The 19,037-nt window shown below is 74.0% G+C and carries 17 protein-coding genes; 10 read left to right on the forward strand and 7 right to left on the reverse strand.

Going from position 1 to position 19,037, the window contains the following annotated elements; translation table 11 throughout:
* Positions 1-26 precede the first annotated feature (26 nt).
* Positions 27-884, reverse strand: coding sequence for a MaoC/PaaZ C-terminal domain-containing protein (locus AFM16_RS22535; RefSeq protein WP_078634430.1), 858 nt, complete (start codon positions 882-884; stop codon positions 27-29).
* Complete coding sequence (locus AFM16_RS22540) at positions 884-2,197, reverse strand: 3-oxoacyl-ACP reductase (RefSeq protein ID WP_078637054.1); 1,314 nt, start codon at positions 2,195-2,197, stop codon at positions 884-886. Before AFM16_RS22540 ends, AFM16_RS22535 begins: the two co-directional genes overlap by 1 nt.
* Positions 2,198-2,291: 94 nt before the next feature.
* Here AFM16_RS22540 and AFM16_RS22545 point away from each other — a divergent pair, with 94 nt between their 5' ends.
* Both AFM16_RS22545 and AFM16_RS22550 read left to right on the forward strand, forming a co-directional pair.
* Entirely contained in the window at positions 2,292-3,626 is a 1,335-nt protein-coding gene (locus AFM16_RS22545; protein ID WP_078634431.1) for an acetyl-CoA C-acetyltransferase, read from the forward strand.
* Between the two features lie 223 nt (positions 3,627-3,849).
* Positions 3,850-5,763 (forward strand): AMP-dependent synthetase/ligase, encoded by a 1,914-nt coding sequence (locus AFM16_RS22550; protein ID WP_078634432.1) that lies wholly within the window; start codon positions 3,850-3,852, stop codon positions 5,761-5,763.
* A gap of 34 nt (positions 5,764-5,797) precedes the next feature.
* Here AFM16_RS22550 and AFM16_RS22555 read toward each other — a convergent pair whose 3' ends face one another.
* From AFM16_RS22555 to AFM16_RS22570, 3 genes are all read right to left on the reverse strand, one after another.
* Positions 5,798-6,346 carry a sigma-70 family RNA polymerase sigma factor gene (locus tag AFM16_RS22555; RefSeq protein WP_030790312.1) on the reverse strand — a complete coding sequence of 183 codons (549 nt, stop codon included), beginning with the start codon at positions 6,344-6,346 and terminating at the stop codon, positions 5,798-5,800.
* 139 nt (positions 6,347-6,485) lie between these two features.
* Positions 6,486-7,205: a hypothetical protein gene (locus AFM16_RS39455; protein ID WP_179123297.1), complete on the reverse strand. Its 720-nt coding sequence runs from the start codon at positions 7,203-7,205 to the stop codon at positions 6,486-6,488.
* Positions 7,206-7,968: 763 nt separating this feature from the next.
* Positions 7,969-8,772, reverse strand: coding sequence for a lytic transglycosylase domain-containing protein (locus tag AFM16_RS22570; RefSeq protein WP_078634435.1), 804 nt, complete (start codon positions 8,770-8,772; stop codon positions 7,969-7,971).
* A gap of 194 nt (positions 8,773-8,966) precedes the next feature.
* Here AFM16_RS22570 and AFM16_RS22575 point away from each other — a divergent pair, with 194 nt between their 5' ends.
* The 8 genes from AFM16_RS22575 to AFM16_RS22610 all read left to right on the forward strand — a co-directional run bounded on the left by AFM16_RS22575 (position 8,967) and on the right by AFM16_RS22610 (position 17,396).
* Entirely contained in the window at positions 8,967-9,500 is a 534-nt protein-coding gene (locus AFM16_RS22575) for a DUF6668 family protein (RefSeq protein WP_078634436.1), read from the forward strand.
* A complete protein-coding gene (locus tag AFM16_RS22580) occupies positions 9,497-9,805 on the forward strand; it encodes a hypothetical protein (protein WP_245177766.1) in 309 nt (102 codons plus the stop codon). The genes AFM16_RS22575 and AFM16_RS22580 overlap by 4 nt, the downstream gene beginning before the upstream one ends.
* Positions 9,806-9,924: 119 nt before the next feature.
* Positions 9,925-10,212, forward strand: coding sequence for a hypothetical protein (locus AFM16_RS22585; RefSeq protein WP_030790297.1), 288 nt, complete (start codon positions 9,925-9,927; stop codon positions 10,210-10,212).
* Positions 10,213-10,227: 15 nt separating this feature from the next.
* Entirely contained in the window at positions 10,228-10,986 is a 759-nt protein-coding gene (locus AFM16_RS22590) for a DUF8175 domain-containg protein (RefSeq protein WP_078634437.1), read from the forward strand.
* Positions 10,983-12,215, forward strand: coding sequence for a hypothetical protein (locus AFM16_RS22595; protein WP_078634438.1), 1,233 nt, complete (start codon positions 10,983-10,985; stop codon positions 12,213-12,215). The genes AFM16_RS22590 and AFM16_RS22595 overlap by 4 nt, the downstream gene beginning before the upstream one ends.
* Positions 12,216-12,385: 170 nt before the next feature.
* Positions 12,386-13,879 (forward strand): SCO6880 family protein, encoded by a 1,494-nt coding sequence (locus AFM16_RS22600; protein WP_078634439.1) that lies wholly within the window; start codon positions 12,386-12,388, stop codon positions 13,877-13,879.
* A complete protein-coding gene (locus AFM16_RS22605) occupies positions 13,876-15,609 on the forward strand; it encodes a putative type IV secretion/conjugal transfer ATPase (RefSeq protein WP_078634440.1) in 1,734 nt (577 codons plus the stop codon). Before AFM16_RS22600 ends, AFM16_RS22605 begins: the two co-directional genes overlap by 4 nt.
* The gene (locus tag AFM16_RS22610) at positions 15,606-17,396 is read left to right on the forward strand and encodes a type IV secretory system conjugative DNA transfer family protein (RefSeq protein WP_078637055.1); all 1,791 of its coding nucleotides are present in this window, start codon (positions 15,606-15,608) and stop codon (positions 17,394-17,396) included. Before AFM16_RS22605 ends, AFM16_RS22610 begins: the two co-directional genes overlap by 4 nt.
* On the opposite strand, the gene AFM16_RS22615 is transcribed toward AFM16_RS22610, so the two are convergent.
* Both AFM16_RS22615 and AFM16_RS22620 read right to left on the reverse strand, forming a co-directional pair.
* Positions 17,314-18,552, reverse strand: coding sequence for a DUF418 domain-containing protein (locus tag AFM16_RS22615; RefSeq protein ID WP_051780673.1), 1,239 nt, complete (start codon positions 18,550-18,552; stop codon positions 17,314-17,316). The two genes, AFM16_RS22610 and AFM16_RS22615, sit on opposite strands and share 83 nt — an antisense overlap.
* A complete protein-coding gene (locus AFM16_RS22620; protein WP_030790275.1) occupies positions 18,549-18,941 on the reverse strand; it encodes a hypothetical protein in 393 nt (130 codons plus the stop codon). The genes AFM16_RS22615 and AFM16_RS22620 overlap by 4 nt, the downstream gene beginning before the upstream one ends.
* Positions 18,942-19,037: the final 96 nt, after the last annotated feature.

Genomic DNA, 19,037 nt, shown 5'->3' on the forward strand with positions numbered 1-19,037 from the left:
CGAGGCTCACTTCGGCGGGCTGGGGCTCACCCCAGCGCTTCCACGCGTCCGCTCACATGGATCCGCCCGTCGTCCCCCGGCCGGCGCAGCTCGAAGCGGTCGCCGTCCGCCGCGTAGGCCACCGTGCCCGGGAGCAGGACCGGTGCGCGGAAGTCGGCGTGAGCCCGGACGGCCGGTGGGGTGCCGTGGGCCGCGAGACAGCGGGCGACCGTCCACATGCCGTGGGCGATGGCCCGGGGGAAGCCGAAGAGGCGGGCGGTGAGCGGGTGCAGATGGATGGGGTTGCGGTCGCCGGACACGGCCCCGTACCGCCGTCCCACATCGCCGCCGAGCCGCCATTCGTCAAGCACCGGGAGCGGCGCGGGAAGGGGATCCGGCTCCTGGTGCGCGTCGGTGGTGGCCGTCGTCGTCCGGTGCCGGGCGAGGTAGGTGCTGGTCGACTCCCACACCGCCGCGCTCTCCCCGGTCTTCCGCAGTTCGGTGACGACCGACGCCTGGGTGCCGCGCCGGTGGGGGGCCAAGTGGTCGACGTGCACGGTGAGTTCGTAGGTGCCCGTGGTGGGGAGCGCGCGGTGGCGGGTGATCTCGATCGACGTGTGGACCAGGCCGAGGAGCGGAAGCGGGAAGGCGCGGCCGCTCATCAGGGCCATGGCTGAGGGGAAGCCCAGGACATGCGGGTAGGTGAGCGGGAGTCCGTCGCCGCCCGGGGTGAAGCCGCACACCCGCTCGTAGCGGGCCAGCCGGTCCACGTCGACCCGCAGCCCGGACAGCACGAGCGGCTCCCCGTCGAAGGCGGCGCCCGGACCGGGTCTCTTGAAGGGCGAGAGCAGGGCGCCGCGCGCCAGCAGCGGGCCCAGGGACGGGGCGGTGCGCAGGGTGGTCATCACGCCCCCAGCAGGCTCTGGCCGCACACCCGCACGACCTGTCCGTTCACCGCGCCGGACGCCGGGTGGGCGAGCCAGGCGGTGGTCTCGGCGACGTCCACCGGAAGTCCGCCCTGCGCAAGGGAGTTCATCCGGCGTCCGGCCTCGCGGATGAACAGCGGTACCGCCGCCGTCATCCTCGTCTCGATGAACCCGGGCGCGACCGCGTTCACGGTCACCCCGTGCTCGGCGGCCGCGCGCGGCGCCAGCGCCCGCACCAGACCGGCGATCCCGGCCTTGCTCGCCCCGTAGTTGGTCTGCCCGGCGTTCCCGGCGAGACCGGCGATGGACGCGGTGGCCACGATCCGCCCGCCGCGCCGCAGGGTGCCCTTGGCGAGCAGCGCGTCCGTGGTGCGCAGCACGCTCGCGAGGTTGACGTCGAGCACCGAACTCCAGCGCTCGGCGGGCATGTTGGCCAGCCGCCGGTCCCGGGTGATCCCGGCGTTGTGGATCAACACGTCGAGCCCGTCGGGGAGTTCGGCGGCGATCCGCTCACCGGCGTCGGCGGCGGTGATGTCGAGCGTGAGGGCCCGTCCGCCGAGCCGTTCGGCGACCCGCCGGGCGTCCGCCTCGGCCTGCGGCACGTCGAGGACGACGACCGTCGCGCCGTCCCGCGCCAGCGTCTCGGCGACGGCCTCACCGATGCCGCGCGCCCCGCCGGTGACGAGCGCGGTCCGCCCGGCGAGCGGACGGTCCCCTGTCTCCGGGGGGCCGTCGGGGTGGGCACCCACCTCGATCACCTGCCCGCTGACGTAGGCGGACCTGGGGGACAGCAGGAAGTCCAGCGTGGACCACGCGGCCTCCGCGTCCGTCAGTCGGACCAGGTTGACCGTCCTGCCCCGCCCGATCTCCTTGCCGAGGGACCGTACGAACCCCTCCAGGGCCTGCTGCGCGGCCGCCTGGTGGTGGTCCCCGGCGTCGAGCGGCGCGCCGAGCACCACGATCCGGCCGCTCGCCGCGACGGACCGTACGACCGGGTGCAGCGCCGCGTGCACCGCGGCGAGGGAGCCGACGTCCCGTACACCGGAGGCGTCGAGAACGACGGCAGCCGGGCTGTCGGCCGCGCCGGCGTCACCCACCGGGAGTCCGGTGCGGGTGAGGACGGGCGCGAGGGCGAGAGCGGACTCCCCGGCCGTAAGGTGCACCAAGGAGCCTGTGAGGGACGGGTGTTCGACGGTCCAGCGCCTGAGCGCCGCCGGTTGCGGAAGGCCGAGCCTTCGGGTGAGGGCCCGGCCGGGTGCGGTGGCGGTGAAGCGCAGATAGCGGTCGGCCATGTTCGTCTCGTCTCCCACGGGCTCGGCACACATGCTTACTCTCCAGTAAGGTTACCGGGGGTAAGTCTAGGTCAAGGGTGAGGAGCAGGTCGAGATGAGTGCCTCGGAGCCGACACGGCTGAAGCTGGTGGAAGCGTCGTCCTTCAGCCCGTCGGAGCCGCCGCGCGCCCGCCGCGTGGCGATCGTCGGCGGCACCCGGATCCCCTTCGCCCGCTCCGACGGTCCGTACGCCACCGCCTCCAACCAGGAGATGCTGACGGCCGCCGTGAACGGCCTGGCGATCCGCTACGGGCTCGACGTGCCCGGCGTCGTCGGCGAGGTCGTCACCGGCGCCGTCCTCAAGCACAGCCGCGACTTCAACCTCGCCCGCGAGACGGTCCTCGGCTCCAAGCTCGACGCCCGCACCCCGGCCTACGACATCCAGCAGGCGTGCGGCACCGGCCTCCAGGCCGTCATCGCCGCCGCCAACAAGATCGCCCTCGGCCAGACCGACTCGGCCATCGCGGGCGGCGCCGACACCGCGAGCGACGCCCCGCTCGGCGTCAACGACCGGCTGCGCCGCATCCTCCTCGAAGCCCGCCGGGCCAAGTCGGCGGGCGCCCGCCTCAAGGCCCTGGCGAAGATCCGCCCCGGCCATCTGGTCCCCGACATCCCGCGCAACGCCGAGCCCCGCACCGGTCTGTCCATGGGCGAGCACGCGGCGGTCACCGCCCGCGCCTGGGACGTCTCCCGCGAGGCCCAGGACGCGCTCGCGGCCACCAGCCACCAGCGGCTGGCCGCCGCCTACGACCGCGGCTTCTTCCGCGACCTGGTGGTCCCCTTCCGCGGCCTGGACCGCGACCAGAACCTCCGCCCCGACTCCACGGCCGAGAAACTCGCCGCGCTCAGACCGGTGTTCGGCACCGACGGCCCCAATCCCACGATGACGGCGGGCAATTCCACCCCGCTCACCGACGGCGCGGCGGTCGTCCTGCTCGCCTCCGAGGAGTGGGCCGAGGCGCGCGGCCTGGAACCGCTGGCGTATCTGACCGCGTACGAGACGGCGGCCGTGGACTTCGTGCGCGGCGATGTCGCGGGCGGCGAGGACGGCCTGCTGATGGCCCCCGCGCACGCCGTGCCGCGCATGCTGGAGCGCACCGGGCTCGCCCTCGACGACTTCGACCTGATCGAGGTCCACGAGGCGTTCGCCTCGCAGGTGCTGGCCACGCTCGCCGCCTGGGAGAAGCGGGGCCTCGGACCCGTCGACCGGGACCGGCTCAACGTGGCGGGCTCCTCGCTCGCGACCGGCCATCCGTTCGCCGCCACCGGCGCCCGGATCGTGGCGACCCTGGCCAAGCTGCTCTCCGAACAGAGCGGACCGGCGCGGGGGTTGATCTCGATCTGCGCGGCGGGCGGCCAGGGCGTCACGGCGGTGCTGGAACGGAGCTGACGCGTTCCTGGGAGGGAGCTGAACTGCGGCGAAGCCCGCACAGGCCCGACGCCGGACCCTCCCCGAACGCCCACACCCCCCACACGTGGGCACCGTACGATCCCCTGTCCGGACCGGTCAGCAACCCCTTTCTGCGGGGGCGTTCCGGTTGAACACCTCGCCATACGAGGCACGTACGTCATGCAGCAAGCAGTTTCCCCGCTGCACGCCCAGGGAGCCGCCCGTGTCCACGCCGTACTCGACCTCCGCAGACTTCGACGACGCTCCTCCCGCCCTCGTACCGCCCGAGATCCGGCGGCTGGACGGTGCCGTACGGGAGGCGTCCGTGCCCGCGCTCGCGCAGCCGGTCAGGCACGGCTCGCTCGCCGATCTGCCCTACGACAACTCCGCCGCCGCGCCGCAGTCGGTGGTGCTCAGCCGCAAGGGTCCGGACGGGGAGTGGGCGGACATCACGGCGGAGCGGTTCGCCGCCCAGGTGCAGGCCGCGGCCCGGGGGCTGATCGCGGAGGGGCTCGTCCCCGGGGACCGGATCGCCATCATGGCCCGCACCACCTACGAGTGGACCCTGCTCGACTTCGCCGCCTGGGCGGCCGGCCTGGTCACCGTGCCCGTCTACCCCACGTCCTCGGTCTTCCAGACCCGCTGGATCCTCCAGGACTCGGGCGCGGTCGCCCTGGTCACCGAGACGGTCGCGCAGGCCGCCGCGCTCGGCCCCGAACTCGACCGGCTGCCCGACCTGCGGCATGTGTGGGTCATGGAGAAGGGGCACGTGGACCGGCTCACCGAGGCGGGCGACCACATACCGGACGGTGAAGTGGCCGTCCGGCGGGGCATGTTGGGCCCCGACACGCTCGCCACGCTCATCTACACCTCCGGCACCACCGGCCGCCCCAAGGGCTGTGTGCTCACCCACGGCAACTTCTTCGCCGAGGTCGACAACGCGATCGAACTTCTCTCGCCCGTCTTCAAGGGCGCCGACGACGACCTCTCGGTCCTGCTGTTCCTGCCGATGTCCCATGTCTTCGGCCGGATGGTCGCCATCGCCTGCGTCCGGGCCCGCGTCCGCCTCGGCCACGCGCCGAGCCTCAAGGCCGAGGACCTGCTGCCCGACCTGGCCGCCTTCCGGCCCACCTGCCTCCTCGCCATCCCCTACATGCTGGAGAAGGTCTACAACTCCGCCCGCGCGAAAGCCGAGGCGGGCGGCCGGGTCGCCACCTTCGACCGCGCGGCCGGTGTCGCCCGCCGCTACGGCGAGGCCGTCGAGGCCCACAAGACCGGCACCGGATCCGGTCCCGGCGCCACCCTGCGCGCCGCCCGCGCCCTCTACGACCCGCTGGTCTACCGCCGGATCCGCGCCGCGATGGGCGGCCGCGTCCGCCACGCCATCTGCGGCGGCTCACCGCTCGGCCGCAGCCTGTCCGCGTTCTACCTCGGCGCGGGCATCGAGATCTACGAGGGCTACGGCCTCACCGAGACCACCGGCGCCACCACGGTGACGCCCCCGCTGCAGCCCCGGCTCGGCACGGTCGGCTGGCCGATGCCCGGCACGCGCATCCGGATCGCGGCGGACGGCGAGATCCTCGTCGCCGGTGAGCACGTCCTGCGCGGCTACTGGGATCCGGCGGCGGGCGGGGTCGTCTCCGCCACCCCGGACGGCTGGCTGCCCACCGGGGACATCGGCGAGCTGGACGACGAGGGCTACCTCACGATCACCGGCCGCAAGAAGGAACTGATCATCACGGCGGGCGGCAAGAGCGTCGCGCCCGCGCCGCTGGAGAACTGGCTGCGTTCGCACCCCCTGATCTCCCAGGCCCTCGTCCTGGGCGACGGCCGCCCCTACGTCACCGCGCTCCTCACCCTCGACCCCGACGGCCTCACCCACTGGCGCGCGATGAACGGCAAGCATCCCGTCCCGGTCGAACTGCTCCTGGACGACGACGAGTTGCAGACGGTCCTGCAACGGGCCGTCGACGACGCCAACAAGCTCGTCTCCCGACCGGAGTCGATCCGCCGCTTCGCCGTCCTCCCGACGGACTTCACCGAATTCGCCGGCCACCTCACCCCGACGATGAAACTCCGCCGGGACCGCATCCTGCGGGACTTCGACGAACAGGTGCAGGGGCTGTACGAGAGATGAGGGGCCGGCGGGGCCAGGGGCGGGGCCCGCCCTTTCACGCCGCCGCCCCCCGGTCCTCCAGCGCCACGCGCAGGCTGCGCAGGGCGTAGTGGACACGGGACTTCACGGTGCCCTGCGGGATGCCCAGCACCGCCGCCGCCTGCTTGGTGGTGCGGTCCGCGAAGAACGTCGCGAGGAGCACGTCCTGGTGCGCGGGCGACAGCGCCCGCAGGGCGTCGCGCACGACGACGGACGACAGCATCCGGTCGATGTGGTCGGTGTCGGCGCCCCTCTCGGTCAGCCAGGTGGCGCCGGAGACCTCCGTCGGCCGGGCCATCCGCACCCGGTGCCCGTCGATGACGAGATTGCGGGCGACCCGGAACATCCAGGGGCGTACGGCCATGCCCTCGCCGTCGGCCAGGTTCTGTTTGCTCCAGCAGCGCAGCAGGGTCTCCTGGACGACGTCCTCGGCGCGGTGGGTGTCTCCCTCCAACAGGCGCAGTACGTACGCGTAGAGGTCCGGGCCGTGTTCCAGGTAGAGGTCGCGCAGCGCTCGTTCCTCGGAGGTTCCCGCGCTCGCCGACCCGATGACTGTGACGTTCATGGATGTGCTCCTGCCTTGGGACAGGCAGGCCGCGGTCACGGGACCGCGGCCCGAGTCTCCTGGGGGGGCACCGAGTGTTCCGGGCGGGGTTCCACATCCGGTTGACGACCGGTGTACGGGGTCGTGGACCGGCGGCCGGTCAGGCGAGAGGGGCGAGGACCCGCTGTGCCTCCAGGGACTCCACGAGCGCGCGGACCTGTGCGGCGAGTTCCGTGTGACCGGCGGGCAGCGGGCCTCTGCGGCTCAACCCGTCCCACATGCCGAGGAGTTCACGCCCATGGACGACGACGGCCCGGTCGTCGTCGAGGAGTTGCCAGGCCGCCGCCGCCCGTGCGACCTCCGTCGGCGCCCGCTCGTCCCCGGCCCCGCACCGGATCCGGGCCACGGACAGGGCGAGCACCGTCGCCTGGCGGTGGTCGCCGCGCAGGTGCGCGACGTACGCCTCCAGGGCCCGTGCCTCCAGCGCGTACGGATGCCCGGTGCCCGCCGCACCACTCAGACTCTCGCGCAGCGCGGTCGCCTCGGCGAACGCCTCGTCGAGCCGACCCGTGACGGTCAGCGCGTTGATGCGGACGACCCGGTCGGCGATGTCGTCCGGGACATCGGCGCCGACGCCGGATTCGGCCGGGGGGAGGCCGGCGGGCGGAGGGCCGGCGGGCTGGGCTTCGGGTGGGGCGTCGGAGCCGGTCGGGGGGAGGCCGGCGGGCGGGGCGTCGGAGTCGGCCGGGCGGAGGTCGACGGGCCGGGCGTCGGAGTCGGCCGGGGGGCCGGCAGGCCGGGCGTCGGGCGGGGCGTCGGAGCGGTCGTGCGCGGTGGCGGCGGTCGCGGTGGCCCGGGCACGGGCGATCGCCGTGGCCACGGCGGAGTCCCGGACGCGGGGGCGCGGACCGGGGGCGGCGGCTTCCGTTTCGGGTTCCGCTTCCTGCTCCGGCCACCCTTGCTCCGACGGCGCCTCCAACCCCGGCTCCGGCCCCGTGTCTGGCTCCGCCCCCGGCTCCGGCCCCGTGTCCGGCTGCGACCCCGGCCCCGACGTCAGCCCCGTCTCCGGCCCCAGCCCCGATCTCGGCCCTGGCCCCGGCTCCGCCCTCGTTTTCGTGTCCGACCCCGTCTCCGGCTCCAGCTCCGGTCCCGTGCCCGCCTTCGACCCCGGCCTCAGCCCGGGCTCCGGTCCCGGCTTCGATTCGGGCTCTGGCTCCGTTCCCAGCTCTGCCCTCGTCTTCGCGTCCGGCCCCGTGTCCGACCCCGGCTTCGACCTCAACCTCGGCTCTGGCCCCGTCTCCGGCTCCGACCTCGACCTCCGCCCCGGCTCCGACTGCGACACTGGCTCCGGGGCCGTGTCCGGAGCCGATGGCTTCGGACCCGTCGGGGACGGCTCGGTCGTCAGGATTCTGCTGGAGCCGTCCGGGGAGACCTCCAGCAGGAAGTGCGCGGCGCCCGGGCCGTCGTCGACCGTCGCCTCCACGGGCCGGCCGAGGCGTTGCGCGGACCGTTGGAGGCGGTCGAGTACGGCCTCGTGCAGGCTTTCGCCCGGGGCGGGGACGACGGGTTCCCCGTCGATGGCGGCGCGTTCGTCGCCGAGGATGCGGATGTCGAAGCGGGTCATGGTGATCCTCCCTCGCGCCCTACACCGTGCCGGGCGCGCTGTCGGTGGGGCCGGGGGTGACGCCGGGAGTGGCTCCCTCCGGGGGTGCGGCGAGCCCCGAGTACTTGGAGAACTGGGCCCGGACGGCGGCGACATAGCCCTGGGCCTCGGACGGCAGGCCCTTCGCCGCGAGCACGGCGTCCATGCCGACGTCGTAGGCGGCCAGCGCGAGGTCCAGGACGGTGCCGGTGGCCCGGCCGTCGTCGATCGCCCGCTGGGCCTGCCCGGCCAGGTCGCACAGGTAGCGGCCCTGCGCCAGGATCGAGTCCGCCGCGTCCAGGGCGGAGACCTTGTCGTTGTCGTCGTCGTCCTCCCCGTACCGCGTGAAGATCTCGGGCGGTAGCTGGGAGAGGCCCTGCTCGCCGTTCGGGCCCACCAGGGTCGCGTCGAAGGCGGACTCCCGCTCGATCTGCGACGCGATGACGATCGGGCCGACGGTGTCGCACAGGCCGCCGGCCTTCACGATCGGGTCGTACAGGTCGTCGGGGACGGTCGAGGGCTCCAGGTCCCCCTTGCCGTCACCGGTGAAGATGTCGATCGCCTGGCTCGCCTGGGCCTCCAGGGTGGGGGTGTCCGCGCCGCCGCCCCCGCCGCCGAAGAGCAGGACCAGCGCGATGACCGGGGCCAGCAGCACCCCGAACCCACCGAAGACGATCACCACGATCACCGTCCCGGCCAGCACGAGGGGCGACAGCAGGCAGCCACAGCCGGTGCCGGCGGCCACGGTGTTCCTGAGGGCGTCGGAGGTGCCCTTCTCGCCGCCCTCTGCCGGGTCTGCGCTCATGCCGGTCCGCCTTCTTCTTCTCTTCGCCTTGAACCGCAGCGGCCAGGAGGGCCGTTGTGTGTCCGACGAGCTCGGCAGACCACAACGGGGGCCGGGGCGAAGAGGTTCAGAACGATGGAAAGCGGATGAGTCTGAGCAACGGAAACGTGAGCCGGGAAGCCGCCGGGCAGACACCGGGGAACCCACGCGCATGGGTGCGCGGGCCGAGAACCACCGCTCCCGCCCCCGTGCGGGCCACCGGGGGAGCGGCCTGGGGCGAGACCCGGCGCGCCGGGACGGCCAGGGCGCGGTCGCGGGACGAGATCGGGTGGGTCAAGGCACACGGCGGCGCGGGCGTGACCTCCCTCGTCGAACTCCTCGGCGGAGTCGACGTGGGCGCCCGTTGGCCGGAGCCCGCCCGGGGCGAACCGCACCGTGTCGTCCTGGTCGGCCGGACCAGCGCGCGGGGTCTGCGGTCGGTCTCGCAGGCGCTCGGCGCGCTGCACGACGGGAAGGCCCCGGAGGGTCTGGATCTGCTGGCCGTCGTCCTCGTCGCCGACGCCCCCGGCCGGCTGCCGCTCGGCCTGCTGCGCCGGATCCGGGTGCTCCGGTCCGTCGCCCGGGTGCACCGCGTGCCGTGGATACCGGCCTGGCGCACCGGCGGGCGACCGAGATCGGTTCCCCGCCAACTCGCCACCGTCGCCAGGCTGGTGGGCGGCGGGTCCCACGGTGAGGGGGCCGCGCCGTGACCCGCGCTCCCGCCCTTCCCGGCGGCCCTCCCGCCCTTCCCGACGGACGGTTCCTGGCCGCCTACACCCCGCCCGTCGAGGCGGACACGATCCTCGGACTGCTGGCCTGGTGCGCCTCGGCCGCCGGGGTCGCCGGGCTGATCATCGTCGGCATCCAACTGGCGCTCCAGTTGCGCCGGGGCGAGCCCGGCGAGGGCGCCACCTACTTCCGCGGTGTCTTCATCGTGGTCATGAGCTGTGTGCTCGCCACCACGGCCGGCCCGCTCGTCGCGGCGCTCGGCAGCCTTCAGCTCCTCGGCCCCTGACCACGAGGCCCCGCCGCACCGGTGCCCGACCGCCTTTCCCTTCCCGCCAGTCGTCCCCCTTCCCGCCAGTCCCCTCGCGCCCGTCGCTCACGCCGGGTGCCGAACCCTCGGAGATCCCGATGACCTCTCTGCTCCACGAAGCCTCCACCCTGATCGCCGCCGGTGTCCCGCAGCCCGCCAGGAACGCCCCCGGCGCCCTGACCACGAAGGTCAACACGGTGCTCGGCATAGCGGCCTGGGCGGGCACGGCCGCGGGCGTGGCCGGGGTGCTGATCACCGGCGCGATGATGGCCGTCTCCCTCAAGCGCGGTGAGGGCTCGGAACACATGAGCAGGCTCGGCATGGTGCTCGGCGGCTGTGTCCTCGTGGCCACCGCGGGGCCCCTGATCAGCTTCGTGTTCGCGTAGGCCGGGCGGACAGCCGTGAAGTTCAGACGCAGGGAGCGCCGGCTCGCGGAGTCGGGGCCGTACTACAGGCAGCGCGGCTGGCAGATGTCGGCCGGATTCCTGGCCGTCGTGGTCGTGGTGGGCGGCGTCGTCACCGCGCTGTCCGGATCGGACGCGACCACGGGCCGCGCGAACGCGGCGGCCTCCGAAGGCCCCCTGTCCCGCCCCTCCGCTCCGCAGGACGGCCGGCCCCGGGGCTGCCGTACGGACGACGGGGCGGACGCCGAATCGACCGAGACCGCGCCCGAGGACGTGACCTGGCGCCCGCTCGGTGTCACCAAGGTGCCGGTGTCCGCCTCGGCGGGTCCCACCCTGATCCAGGGCCCGCTGTGGTGGTGCTACGCGCACACGCCGACCGGGGCCGTGCTGGCCGCCCACGTCATCCCGTCGCACATGAGCGGCTCCGACTGGCGCACCGTCACCGAGCAGCAGGTCGTGGCCGGACAGGGCCGCGACATGTTCGAGTTCCAGCGCGCGACGGTGCGGGACACCGACGCGCCGAACGGTGCGGAGGTGGCCTCGTACGCGGGCTTCTCGGTGGTCTCGTACGAGGACACGGCGGCCGTGATCCGCCTGCTCCTCAAGAGCACCCAGGGCTACGCGGTGACCACCGTCTCGCTGCGCTGGAGCGGCGGGGACTGGAAGGTGCGGCCCGACGACAACGGGTCCCTGCACTCGCCGGTGTCCGCCGTGCAGAGCGCCGGTGGCTTCACCCTGTGGGGAGGCACGACGTGAACTGCACGTCCGGAAATCCGGTCGTCGACCTGGTGAAGGGCTTCTTCAGCTTTCTCGGCGACCCCATCGGGACCATCGTCGAACTGATCGCGAAGACGATCCTCGCGGGAGCGGTCGCGGTGTTCGCGGCGCTGACCACCAACGTGCCGACGCTGGAGGAGACCCAGACGTCGAAGAACATCAGCGGCGACACGCAGTGGATCGTCGTCTACCTCGCCGTCGGCTCGCTGATCTTCGCCGCCGCCCGGATGGCCCTGGAACGGAGGAGCGACGCCGGACGGACCGCTCTCATGGGCATCCTTCGGGTGATCCTCGTCTCCGGCGCCGCGACCACCGTCGTCGTGGCCGGGGCCGCCGTCGCGGACGACTTCTCGAACTACCTGTTCAACAACGCCGTGCGGGAGTCGCTGAGCAACGTCGGCGCCTGCTCGGACGGCAGCGGCATCCAGTCCTTCCTGCTGCTGGTCCTCGCGTTCCTGCTGCTGATCGCCGGGATCATCCACACGGTCCTGATGTACATCCGGCTCGGCGTCATGATGGTGCTGCTGGGCACCCTCCCGATGGCCGCCGCCGCCTCGATGACGGACTGGGGCGCCGGCTGGTGGCGCAAGCACATCGGCTGGCTGATCGCCTGGCTGCTCTACAAACCCGCGGTCGCCCTCGTCCTCAACGCGGGCATGGCGATGATCAACGCGGGCAGGAACAGCGGGTCCGGCGACGCCGGCAGCATCAACACCCGGATCGCCGGTATCGGAGTGATGCTGCTGTCCGCCATCGCCCTGCCCGCGCTGCTGAAGCTCATCGTGCCCGCCACCGCCGCCATGGGCACGGGCAACCCGATGGCCGCCATGGGACAGGCGGGCTCCAGCCTGGCCACCGGCGCGGTCATGGTCGGCGGCGGGCGCGGCGGCGGTTCCGGCGCCGGCGCGCCCGCCGGTCCGAGCGGCCCGTCCGGGGCCTCCGGGTCCGGCGGCGGGTCCGGCGCGGCCGGGTCCTCCGGTGCGGGCGGAGAGCCGGGGGCGACCGGTTCGGGCGGCGCGGACGGCGTGGCCGCGGCGAGCCGGGCCGGTGGTGCCTCCGGTGCCGGGGCGGCGGGAAGCGGTGCGGCCGCCGCGGGCGGCCCCGCGGGGGTCGCCGTCCTGACGGCGGTGGCCGCGGCACAGGTGGCCAGTTCGACAGTCTCGGGCGCCGTCGAGGGCTCCGACGGCGAACTGGGCAACAACAAGTGATCCGCGGAGAACCGACGCCGCTGCGGCCGGGCACCTGAGCGCCCCCTTCCGCCGATCCGCCGATCCGCCGATCCCTCTCCGACCGGCCGCCGGGCTCCTCCTCCCCCCCAGGGGCCCGGCGGCCTCCACCGTCGCCGACCCCCGTCACCTCACGAAGGGAAACCGGACCCATGTCCACGGAAGCCGCCACCCATCCGACCTACGGAAACTGGCGCAGGCCACGCCGGCCGGGGCTCGGACCGCTCGGACTCGTCGGCACCTTCGGGGTCTTCGGCGGGCTCGTCGTCACCCTGCTGGCGTCGCTGATCTCGCTGTACGCGGCGCTGGTCGTGCTCGTCCCGACCGTCGTGGTCCTGACCCCGCTCGCCATCCGCACCCAGGACGGCCGCAACGTCTACCAGCTCCTCACGCTGCGCGTCGGCTGGTGGCGCCGGAAGGCGAAGGGCGCCCATCTGTACGTCTCCGGCCCGCTGTCCGCCCGCCCCGGCGGCCGGTTCCGCCCGCCGGGGCTGCTCAACAAGATCACCGTGACCGAGGGCCGGGACGCCTACGACCGACCCTTCGGCGTCCTGCACCACCCGGTCCGCAACCTGTACACGATCGTCCTCGGCTGCGACCCCGACGGCGGCTCGCTCATCGACCCGGACCAGGTCGACGTCTGGGTCGCGCTGTGGGGCGAGTGGCTGGCCCGGCTCGCCCACGAACCCGGCCTGCGCGGCGCGGCCGTGATCGTGGAGACCGCCCCCGACCCCGGCACCCGGCTGGCCCACGAGGTGCTCCCCAGGATCCACCCCGACGCCCCGCCGGCCGCGCGCGCCGTGATGGAGGAGGTCGTGGAGCGGTATCCGAGCGCGTCGTCGGAGATGCACACGTACATCACCCTGACATACGGCGTCCCGCCGGGCCAGCGGCGCAAGAAGGCCGATGTGCTCACCGACCTCGCCATCCGGATCCCGGGCCTGCTCAGCGGACTCGTCGCGGCCGGCGGCGGCGCCGCGTACCCGCTGTCGGCCGAGCGGATCGCCGAGGTCGTCCGGGTCGCCTACGATCCCGCGGTCGCCGCCGACGTCCTCACCGCCCGCGCCCAGCACGGCGGAACGGGCCTGGAGTGGGACGACGCCGGACCGGCCGCCACCGTCGAGACCGTGAACAGCTACCAGCACGACTCCGGTGTCTCCCGTACCTGGATGCTGACCCTGGCACCGCGCGGCACGGTCCGCTCCTCGGTGCTCCGGGGCATGCTGGAGGCGGCCCCCGGCACCCGCCGCAAGCGGGTCGCCCTGGTCTACCGGCCCATCGACCCGGCCACGTCGGCCCGCATCGTCGAGGCGGACCGGCGCAGCGCCCAGTTCATGGCGTCGTCCGGCCGGGGCATGGTGCAGGCCCGTGCGGCCTCCGAGGTGCGGGCCGCGGAGCAGACCGCGGCCGAGGAGGCGTCCGGCGCGGGGCTCGTGGAGTTCTCGCTGATGCTGACCGTCACCGTCGACACCGTGGAGGACCTGGCGGACGCGAGCGTCACGGTCCGCAACCTCACCGCGGCCTCCCGGGTGCTGATGCGGCCGGCGGACCGGATGCAGGCGGCGGCGTTCAGTTGCACCCTGCCCGCCGGGATCCTGCCCTGGGAGCAGACACTCGTCCCCCACGAACTCCAGGAGGCGCTGTGAGCCGGCGCGAGCGGAAGCGGGCCGAGCGGGCCGACCGGCTGGCCGAGGAACGGGCGGCCAGGGAGTTCGAGGCGGGCCGGTCCGGGCTCCAGGGGCCCTGGGACGAGCCGCTCGGGACATCCGGGAAACCGGGGAAGAAGCGGGACGGGACGCAAGGCCCCTCGAAGCCGCGGGAGTTGATCGTCCCGCACCGCGGCTGGTACGGCGCGGGCGGCGGACGCGTCGGCCACATGGACCCGCCCACGATGTGGCGTGCCACCACCGTGCAGGCGTGCGGCATGTGGCCGTTCGCCGCCGGTTCCGGCTCGCCGATGACCGGAGTGCCCCTCGGCCAGCACCTGTTCACCGGCGCCACCGTCTGCGGCGACCCGCTGAACTGGTTCACCCGGGCCCGCTACATCTCCAACCCCTCGCTGTTCATGCTCGGCATGCCAGGGCTGGGCAAGTCCACGCTGGTCAACCGGATGCTGATCGGACTCGCCGCGACGGGTGTCGTCCCGCTCGTCCTCGGCGACCTCAAGCCGGACTACGCCGACACCGTCCGTGCGCTCGGCGGCCAGGTGATCTCCATCGGGCGCGGGCGGGGCGGCATCAACGTCCTCGACCCGGGCGCGATGGGCTCCGCCGCCGCGAAGATCGGCGGCGAGGCGGGCGAGGTGCTCAAGGCCGAGGCCCACGGCCGCGTCCTGAACATGGTCGCCGCCCTCGTCACCATCGTCCGCGGCCGGCCCATGGACGACCACGAGCAGTCCGTGCTCTCCGCCGTCCTGCACCATCTGCGCGAACGCACCCCGCACGGGCGGACCGTGCTCCTCCCCGACGTGCTGCGGGTCCTCACCGAAGGGCCGCCCCGGGTCCGCACGGTCACGCTCGACCGCGGGGACGACACCCGCTACCGGGACGCCGTCGACCCCCTGCACCGGTCCCTGCTCGGCATCCTCGACGGGCCGCTCGGCGACACCTTCGCCTCCGAGACGTCCACTCGGATCGACCCGGACGCGCCCGCCGTCTGCATCGACATCTCCGGCATCGGCGAGGCGGACACCCAGCTCACCGCCGCCGCGATGCTCGCCGCGTGGTCCGACGGACTCGGCACGGTGGCCGCCTCGCACGCGCTGGCGGACGCCGGACTCGCCCCCCGCCGCTGGTTCTTCACCGTCCTCGACGAGCTGTGGCGCCCGCTGCGCGCCGCCTCCGGCATCGTCGACCGCATCGACGCGCTCACCCGGCTCAACCGCTCGCTCGGCCTCGGCGACGCCAAGATCACCCACACCCTCAAGGACGCCGAGGCGCTCGGCACCGACGCCGACCGCGCCAAGGCCCGCGGCTTCGTCGAGCGGGCCGGAATGGTCGTCTGCGCCGGGCTGCCGAAGACCGAGATGGAGGACCTCGGGAAGGTGGTCGGGCTGTCCCGGCGCGAGATCGACCTCGTCTCGTCCTGGTCGTCGCCGCCCGGCTGGGGCGTCACCGGCGACAACGAGGAACCGCCCGGCCGCGGACGGTTCCTCATCAAGGTCGGCGGCCGGCCCGGCATCCCCATCAAGGTCGCCATCACGGACGCCGAACGCCGGCTGCACAACACCAACACCCGCTGGACGACGAACGAGGACGCCGTCGAACAGGCGGTGGCCCGTGCGGCGCGCCAGGTCGCCCGGGCCACAGGGGACGGCGTCCCGGAACCCCCCGGCGTCCCCGGCACCCGGCCGGACACCGGGAGGTGGACCGCGTGAGCGCCCCCCGCGGCTCCGACCCGCACGAGCTGCTGCCGTGGGCCTTCGCCCTGCTCGCCGGCTCCGGACTGCTGATGTTCACGGTCGCCTGGTCCGGCGGCACCCTCGGCTGCGGGCTCTCCGGCAACGGCTGGGACGCCCCGCCGTTCGCCCTGTCCACCGCCACCCGCCTGGTCTCCGACGGTCCGGGCGCGCTGTGGCCGGCCCCGGCGGCCGCCGTCTACGCGGGCATGACCGGGCTGCTGGCGCTCCTCGTGCTGCCCGCCGCTCTCGTCGTCCGCCTGGTCCTGGACCGGGCGGCCCGCCCCAAGGGACTCGCCGGACGGCGGGAGCTGGCCGCCCTGTGCCGCACGGGCATCGAGGCCCGGGCCCGCGAACTGCGCCCCGGTCTCAAGGACCGTGACCGGCTGCATCCGGACGAGACCGGCAACCTCCTCGGCGATCTGGAGCCCAAGGGGCCCGAACTGCGCAGCAGTTACGAGGACGTGGAACTCGACCTGATGGCGCCCCGCTCCGGCAAGTCCACCGGGATCGCCGTTCCCCGGGTGCTGCGCGCCCAGGGCGCGGTGCTGCTCACCTCCAACAAGTCCGACGTCTACACCGTCACCCGTGGCGAACGCGAGAAGGCGGGCACGGTCTGGACGTTCGACCCGCAGGGCATCGCCCACACCCCGCGCGCCATGTGGTGGGACCTCCTCGGCGAGTGCCACACGATCGAGGGGGCCCGCCGGATGGCCGGCCACTTCGTCGCCTCGGTCAACGACGACAGTGCGAAGAAGGACTTCTGGATCGCGGCCGCCCAGAACACCCTGACCGCCCTGTTCCTCGCCGCGGCCCGCGGCAGGGCCCCGCTGACCGAACTCCTCGGCTGGCTGGCGGACCCGGCCGACCGCACCCCGGTCGACCTGCTGCGCGACGTCGGACTCCTCGCGATGGCCGAGCAGTTGCAGGGAACGGTGCGGGGGGCGGTGGAGACCCGGGACGGCATCTTCGAGACGGCCCGGCAGACCGTGTCCTGCCTCCTCGATCCCGAGGTCCTCGCCTGGGTCGTCCCCGATCCCGACCGGCCGGAGTTCCGGCCCGACCGGCACGTCCTGGGGCACGACACCCTCTATCTCCTCTCCAAGGACGGCGGCGGCTCGGCGGCCGGCGTCATCGCGGGACTCGCCGACGCGACGATGCGGGCCGGTGTCGTCGCCGCGGAGAGCATGGGCGGCCGGCTGGACCCGCCGCTGACCGCGGTGCTCGACGAGGCCGCCAACGTGTGCCGCATCTCCGATCTCCCCGATCTCTACTCGCACTTCGGCTCCCGCGGCATCAACGTCGTGACACTTCTCCAGAGTTACCGCCAGGGGGCCCGGGTGTGGGGCGAGGTGGGCATGGACGCGCTGTGGAGCGCGGCGACCGTCAAACTCCTCGGTTCCGGCCTGGACGACGCCGACTTCGTGCAGAAGATCTCCACCCTCGTCGGCCAGCACGACGTACGCACGCCGAGCGTCACCCGCGGCAGGGACGGGACGTCACGGTCGTACTCCTACCGCCAGGAGGCGGTCCTGCCCCCGGACCGCATCCGTGCCCTGCCCAAGGGCACCGCCCTGCTCCTCGCCACCGGCATACGCCCCGCCCTGATCCGGCTGCGCCCCTGGTACAAGGAGCCCGGCGCGGGTGCCATCGCCGCGGCGGCGAAGGCGGAGACCGCGGCGATCACCGAACGGGCCGCACGCCGCCTGATGCCGGGCGTGACGCTGCGCAAGCCGGCCCCCGGCCAGGAGGCCGCCCCAGCGTGACCGTCCGCAGCACCACCTCGGCGGGGCCGTACCGCGTGCGGTTCATCAGCCGGTACCCGCAGGCGAGCTGGACGGCGTACAGCAGCACGCAGCCCGCCAGGACGGCGGCCGTGCCGACGCGGTCGTGGAGCCCGAGCCCGTACCCGGTGAACACCCAGGCCAGCACCAGTGACTGGGTGAGGTAGTGGGTGAGCGCCATGCGCCCGGACGCGGCGAGCACCCGGGCCGCCGCCGGGCGCGCGCCGGTCAGCAGGAGCAGCCCGCAGGCGTACGACGCCGTGAGCGCGGGTGCGGTCAGCAGCGACACCGCGTGCCCGACCAGGAACCACCGGCTGTCCAGCGGCCCGTTCGCACAGCACGCGGTGACCACCCCGCCGGCCAGGCCGGCCGGCAGCCACCGCAGGAGCGTCCGCCGCAGCCACACCGGGTCTTGGCCCCGCCGCTCCAGGAGCCGGGTCCCGGCCGCCGCGAGGCCCGCCAGGAACGCGGCCAGCATGTCGGGCGCGTACATCAGGTTCGCGCCGAGCGCCGACGGCAGCTCCCGCAGATGCGCCCCGATCACCGAGGCGGCACCGCCCCGGTAGGCGGCGGTGAGGCGCGCGGCCTCGGGAGCGTACTCGGCCGGGGTGACCGGGTCGGTGAGGGCGACCGTCAGCAGCCCGTACCCGAGCAGCAGCGCCGCCAGCACCGCCACCAGGCAGACCGCGAGCCGCAGGGCGGCTCGGGGCGAGAGGCCGCGCAGGCCGTACAGGACCAGCGCCAGCACGGCGTACGTCATCAGGATGTCGCCGGGGAAGAGCAGCACGGCATGCGCGAGGCCGAGCGCGAACAGCCCTGCCGCACGCCGTAGATGGTGCGTGGCGAAGGGGGCGCCCGAGCGCCGGGCGGCGTCCGCCTGGAGCGCGAAGCTGTACCCGAACACGAAGGAGAACAACTGGTAGACGGTGGTGGTGGCGGTCACCGCCCAGGCCGCCGTCCGGTCCAGGACCGAGGCGCCGGGCCCGCCGCCGAACGACGTCCAAGGACCCGCCATCAACTGGGCGTTGACGAGCAGGATCCCGAACAGGGCGAATCCGCGCAGTACATCCAGCTCCCGGACCCGCCCGGCGCCCTCGGCCTCGTCCCCGTCCTTGTCCTCGTCCTCGTCCGGCTTCACGAGGCGATCACGACCCCGGTCCCGAACGCCACGGCCGACGACAGGAACCAGCCGAACGCCGGGCCGAGCAGATGCCGCATCGTCCACACCCGGGCCGCCGTGGGCCGCTCGCGCACGAAGACCACCGGCACGCTCCCGCCGGCCGGAGGCAGCCCGTACAGCCGCCCGTACCTGCCCGGATCGAGGACGAGACGGCGTCCGAGATGGTCCGGGAACACCACCAGCCCGCCGCCGCGCCGGTCCGCCGCCGCGCGGGCCGTCACGACGCCCGTCACCCGCAGCCCGCGCACCCGCAGCCGGACGGCGGTGGCCGTCGACCGTCCGGCGAGCAGCAGAAAGCCCGCCCCGAACCCGATGCACAGCGCGAGCGCCGTCAACTCCACATCCACATGAGCCCCTTCGACTGTCTCATGGCCTCGGCACGCACAACGGGCCGCGGTACCGCACCGGTTCACGTCCGCTTGAACCTCCGGACACCGCGGCCC

This window comes from Streptomyces antibioticus (assembly GCF_002019855.1).
Taxonomy (GTDB): domain Bacteria; phylum Actinomycetota; class Actinomycetes; order Streptomycetales; family Streptomycetaceae; genus Streptomyces; species Streptomyces antibioticus_B.

Bases quoted from the DNA above. Each gene is read 5' to 3' on its own strand.
- AFM16_RS22535 (WP_078634430.1), bottom strand. From the start codon at position 884: ATGACCACCCTGCGCACCGCCCCGTCCCTGGGCCCGCTGCTGGCGCGC.
- AFM16_RS22540 (WP_078637054.1), bottom strand. From the start codon at position 2,197: ATGGCCGACCGCTATCTGCGCTTCACCGCCACCGCACCCGGCCGGGCC.
- AFM16_RS22545 (WP_078634431.1), top strand. From the start codon at position 2,292: ATGAGTGCCTCGGAGCCGACACGGCTGAAGCTGGTGGAAGCGTCGTCC.
- AFM16_RS22555 (WP_030790312.1), bottom strand. From the start codon at position 6,346: ATGAACGTCACAGTCATCGGGTCGGCGAGCGCGGGAACCTCCGAGGAA.
- AFM16_RS22570 (WP_078634435.1), bottom strand. From the start codon at position 8,772: ATGAGCGCAGACCCGGCAGAGGGCGGCGAGAAGGGCACCTCCGACGCC.
- AFM16_RS22585 (WP_030790297.1), top strand. From the start codon at position 9,925: ATGACCTCTCTGCTCCACGAAGCCTCCACCCTGATCGCCGCCGGTGTC.
- AFM16_RS22600 (WP_078634439.1), top strand. From the start codon at position 12,386: ATGTCCACGGAAGCCGCCACCCATCCGACCTACGGAAACTGGCGCAGG.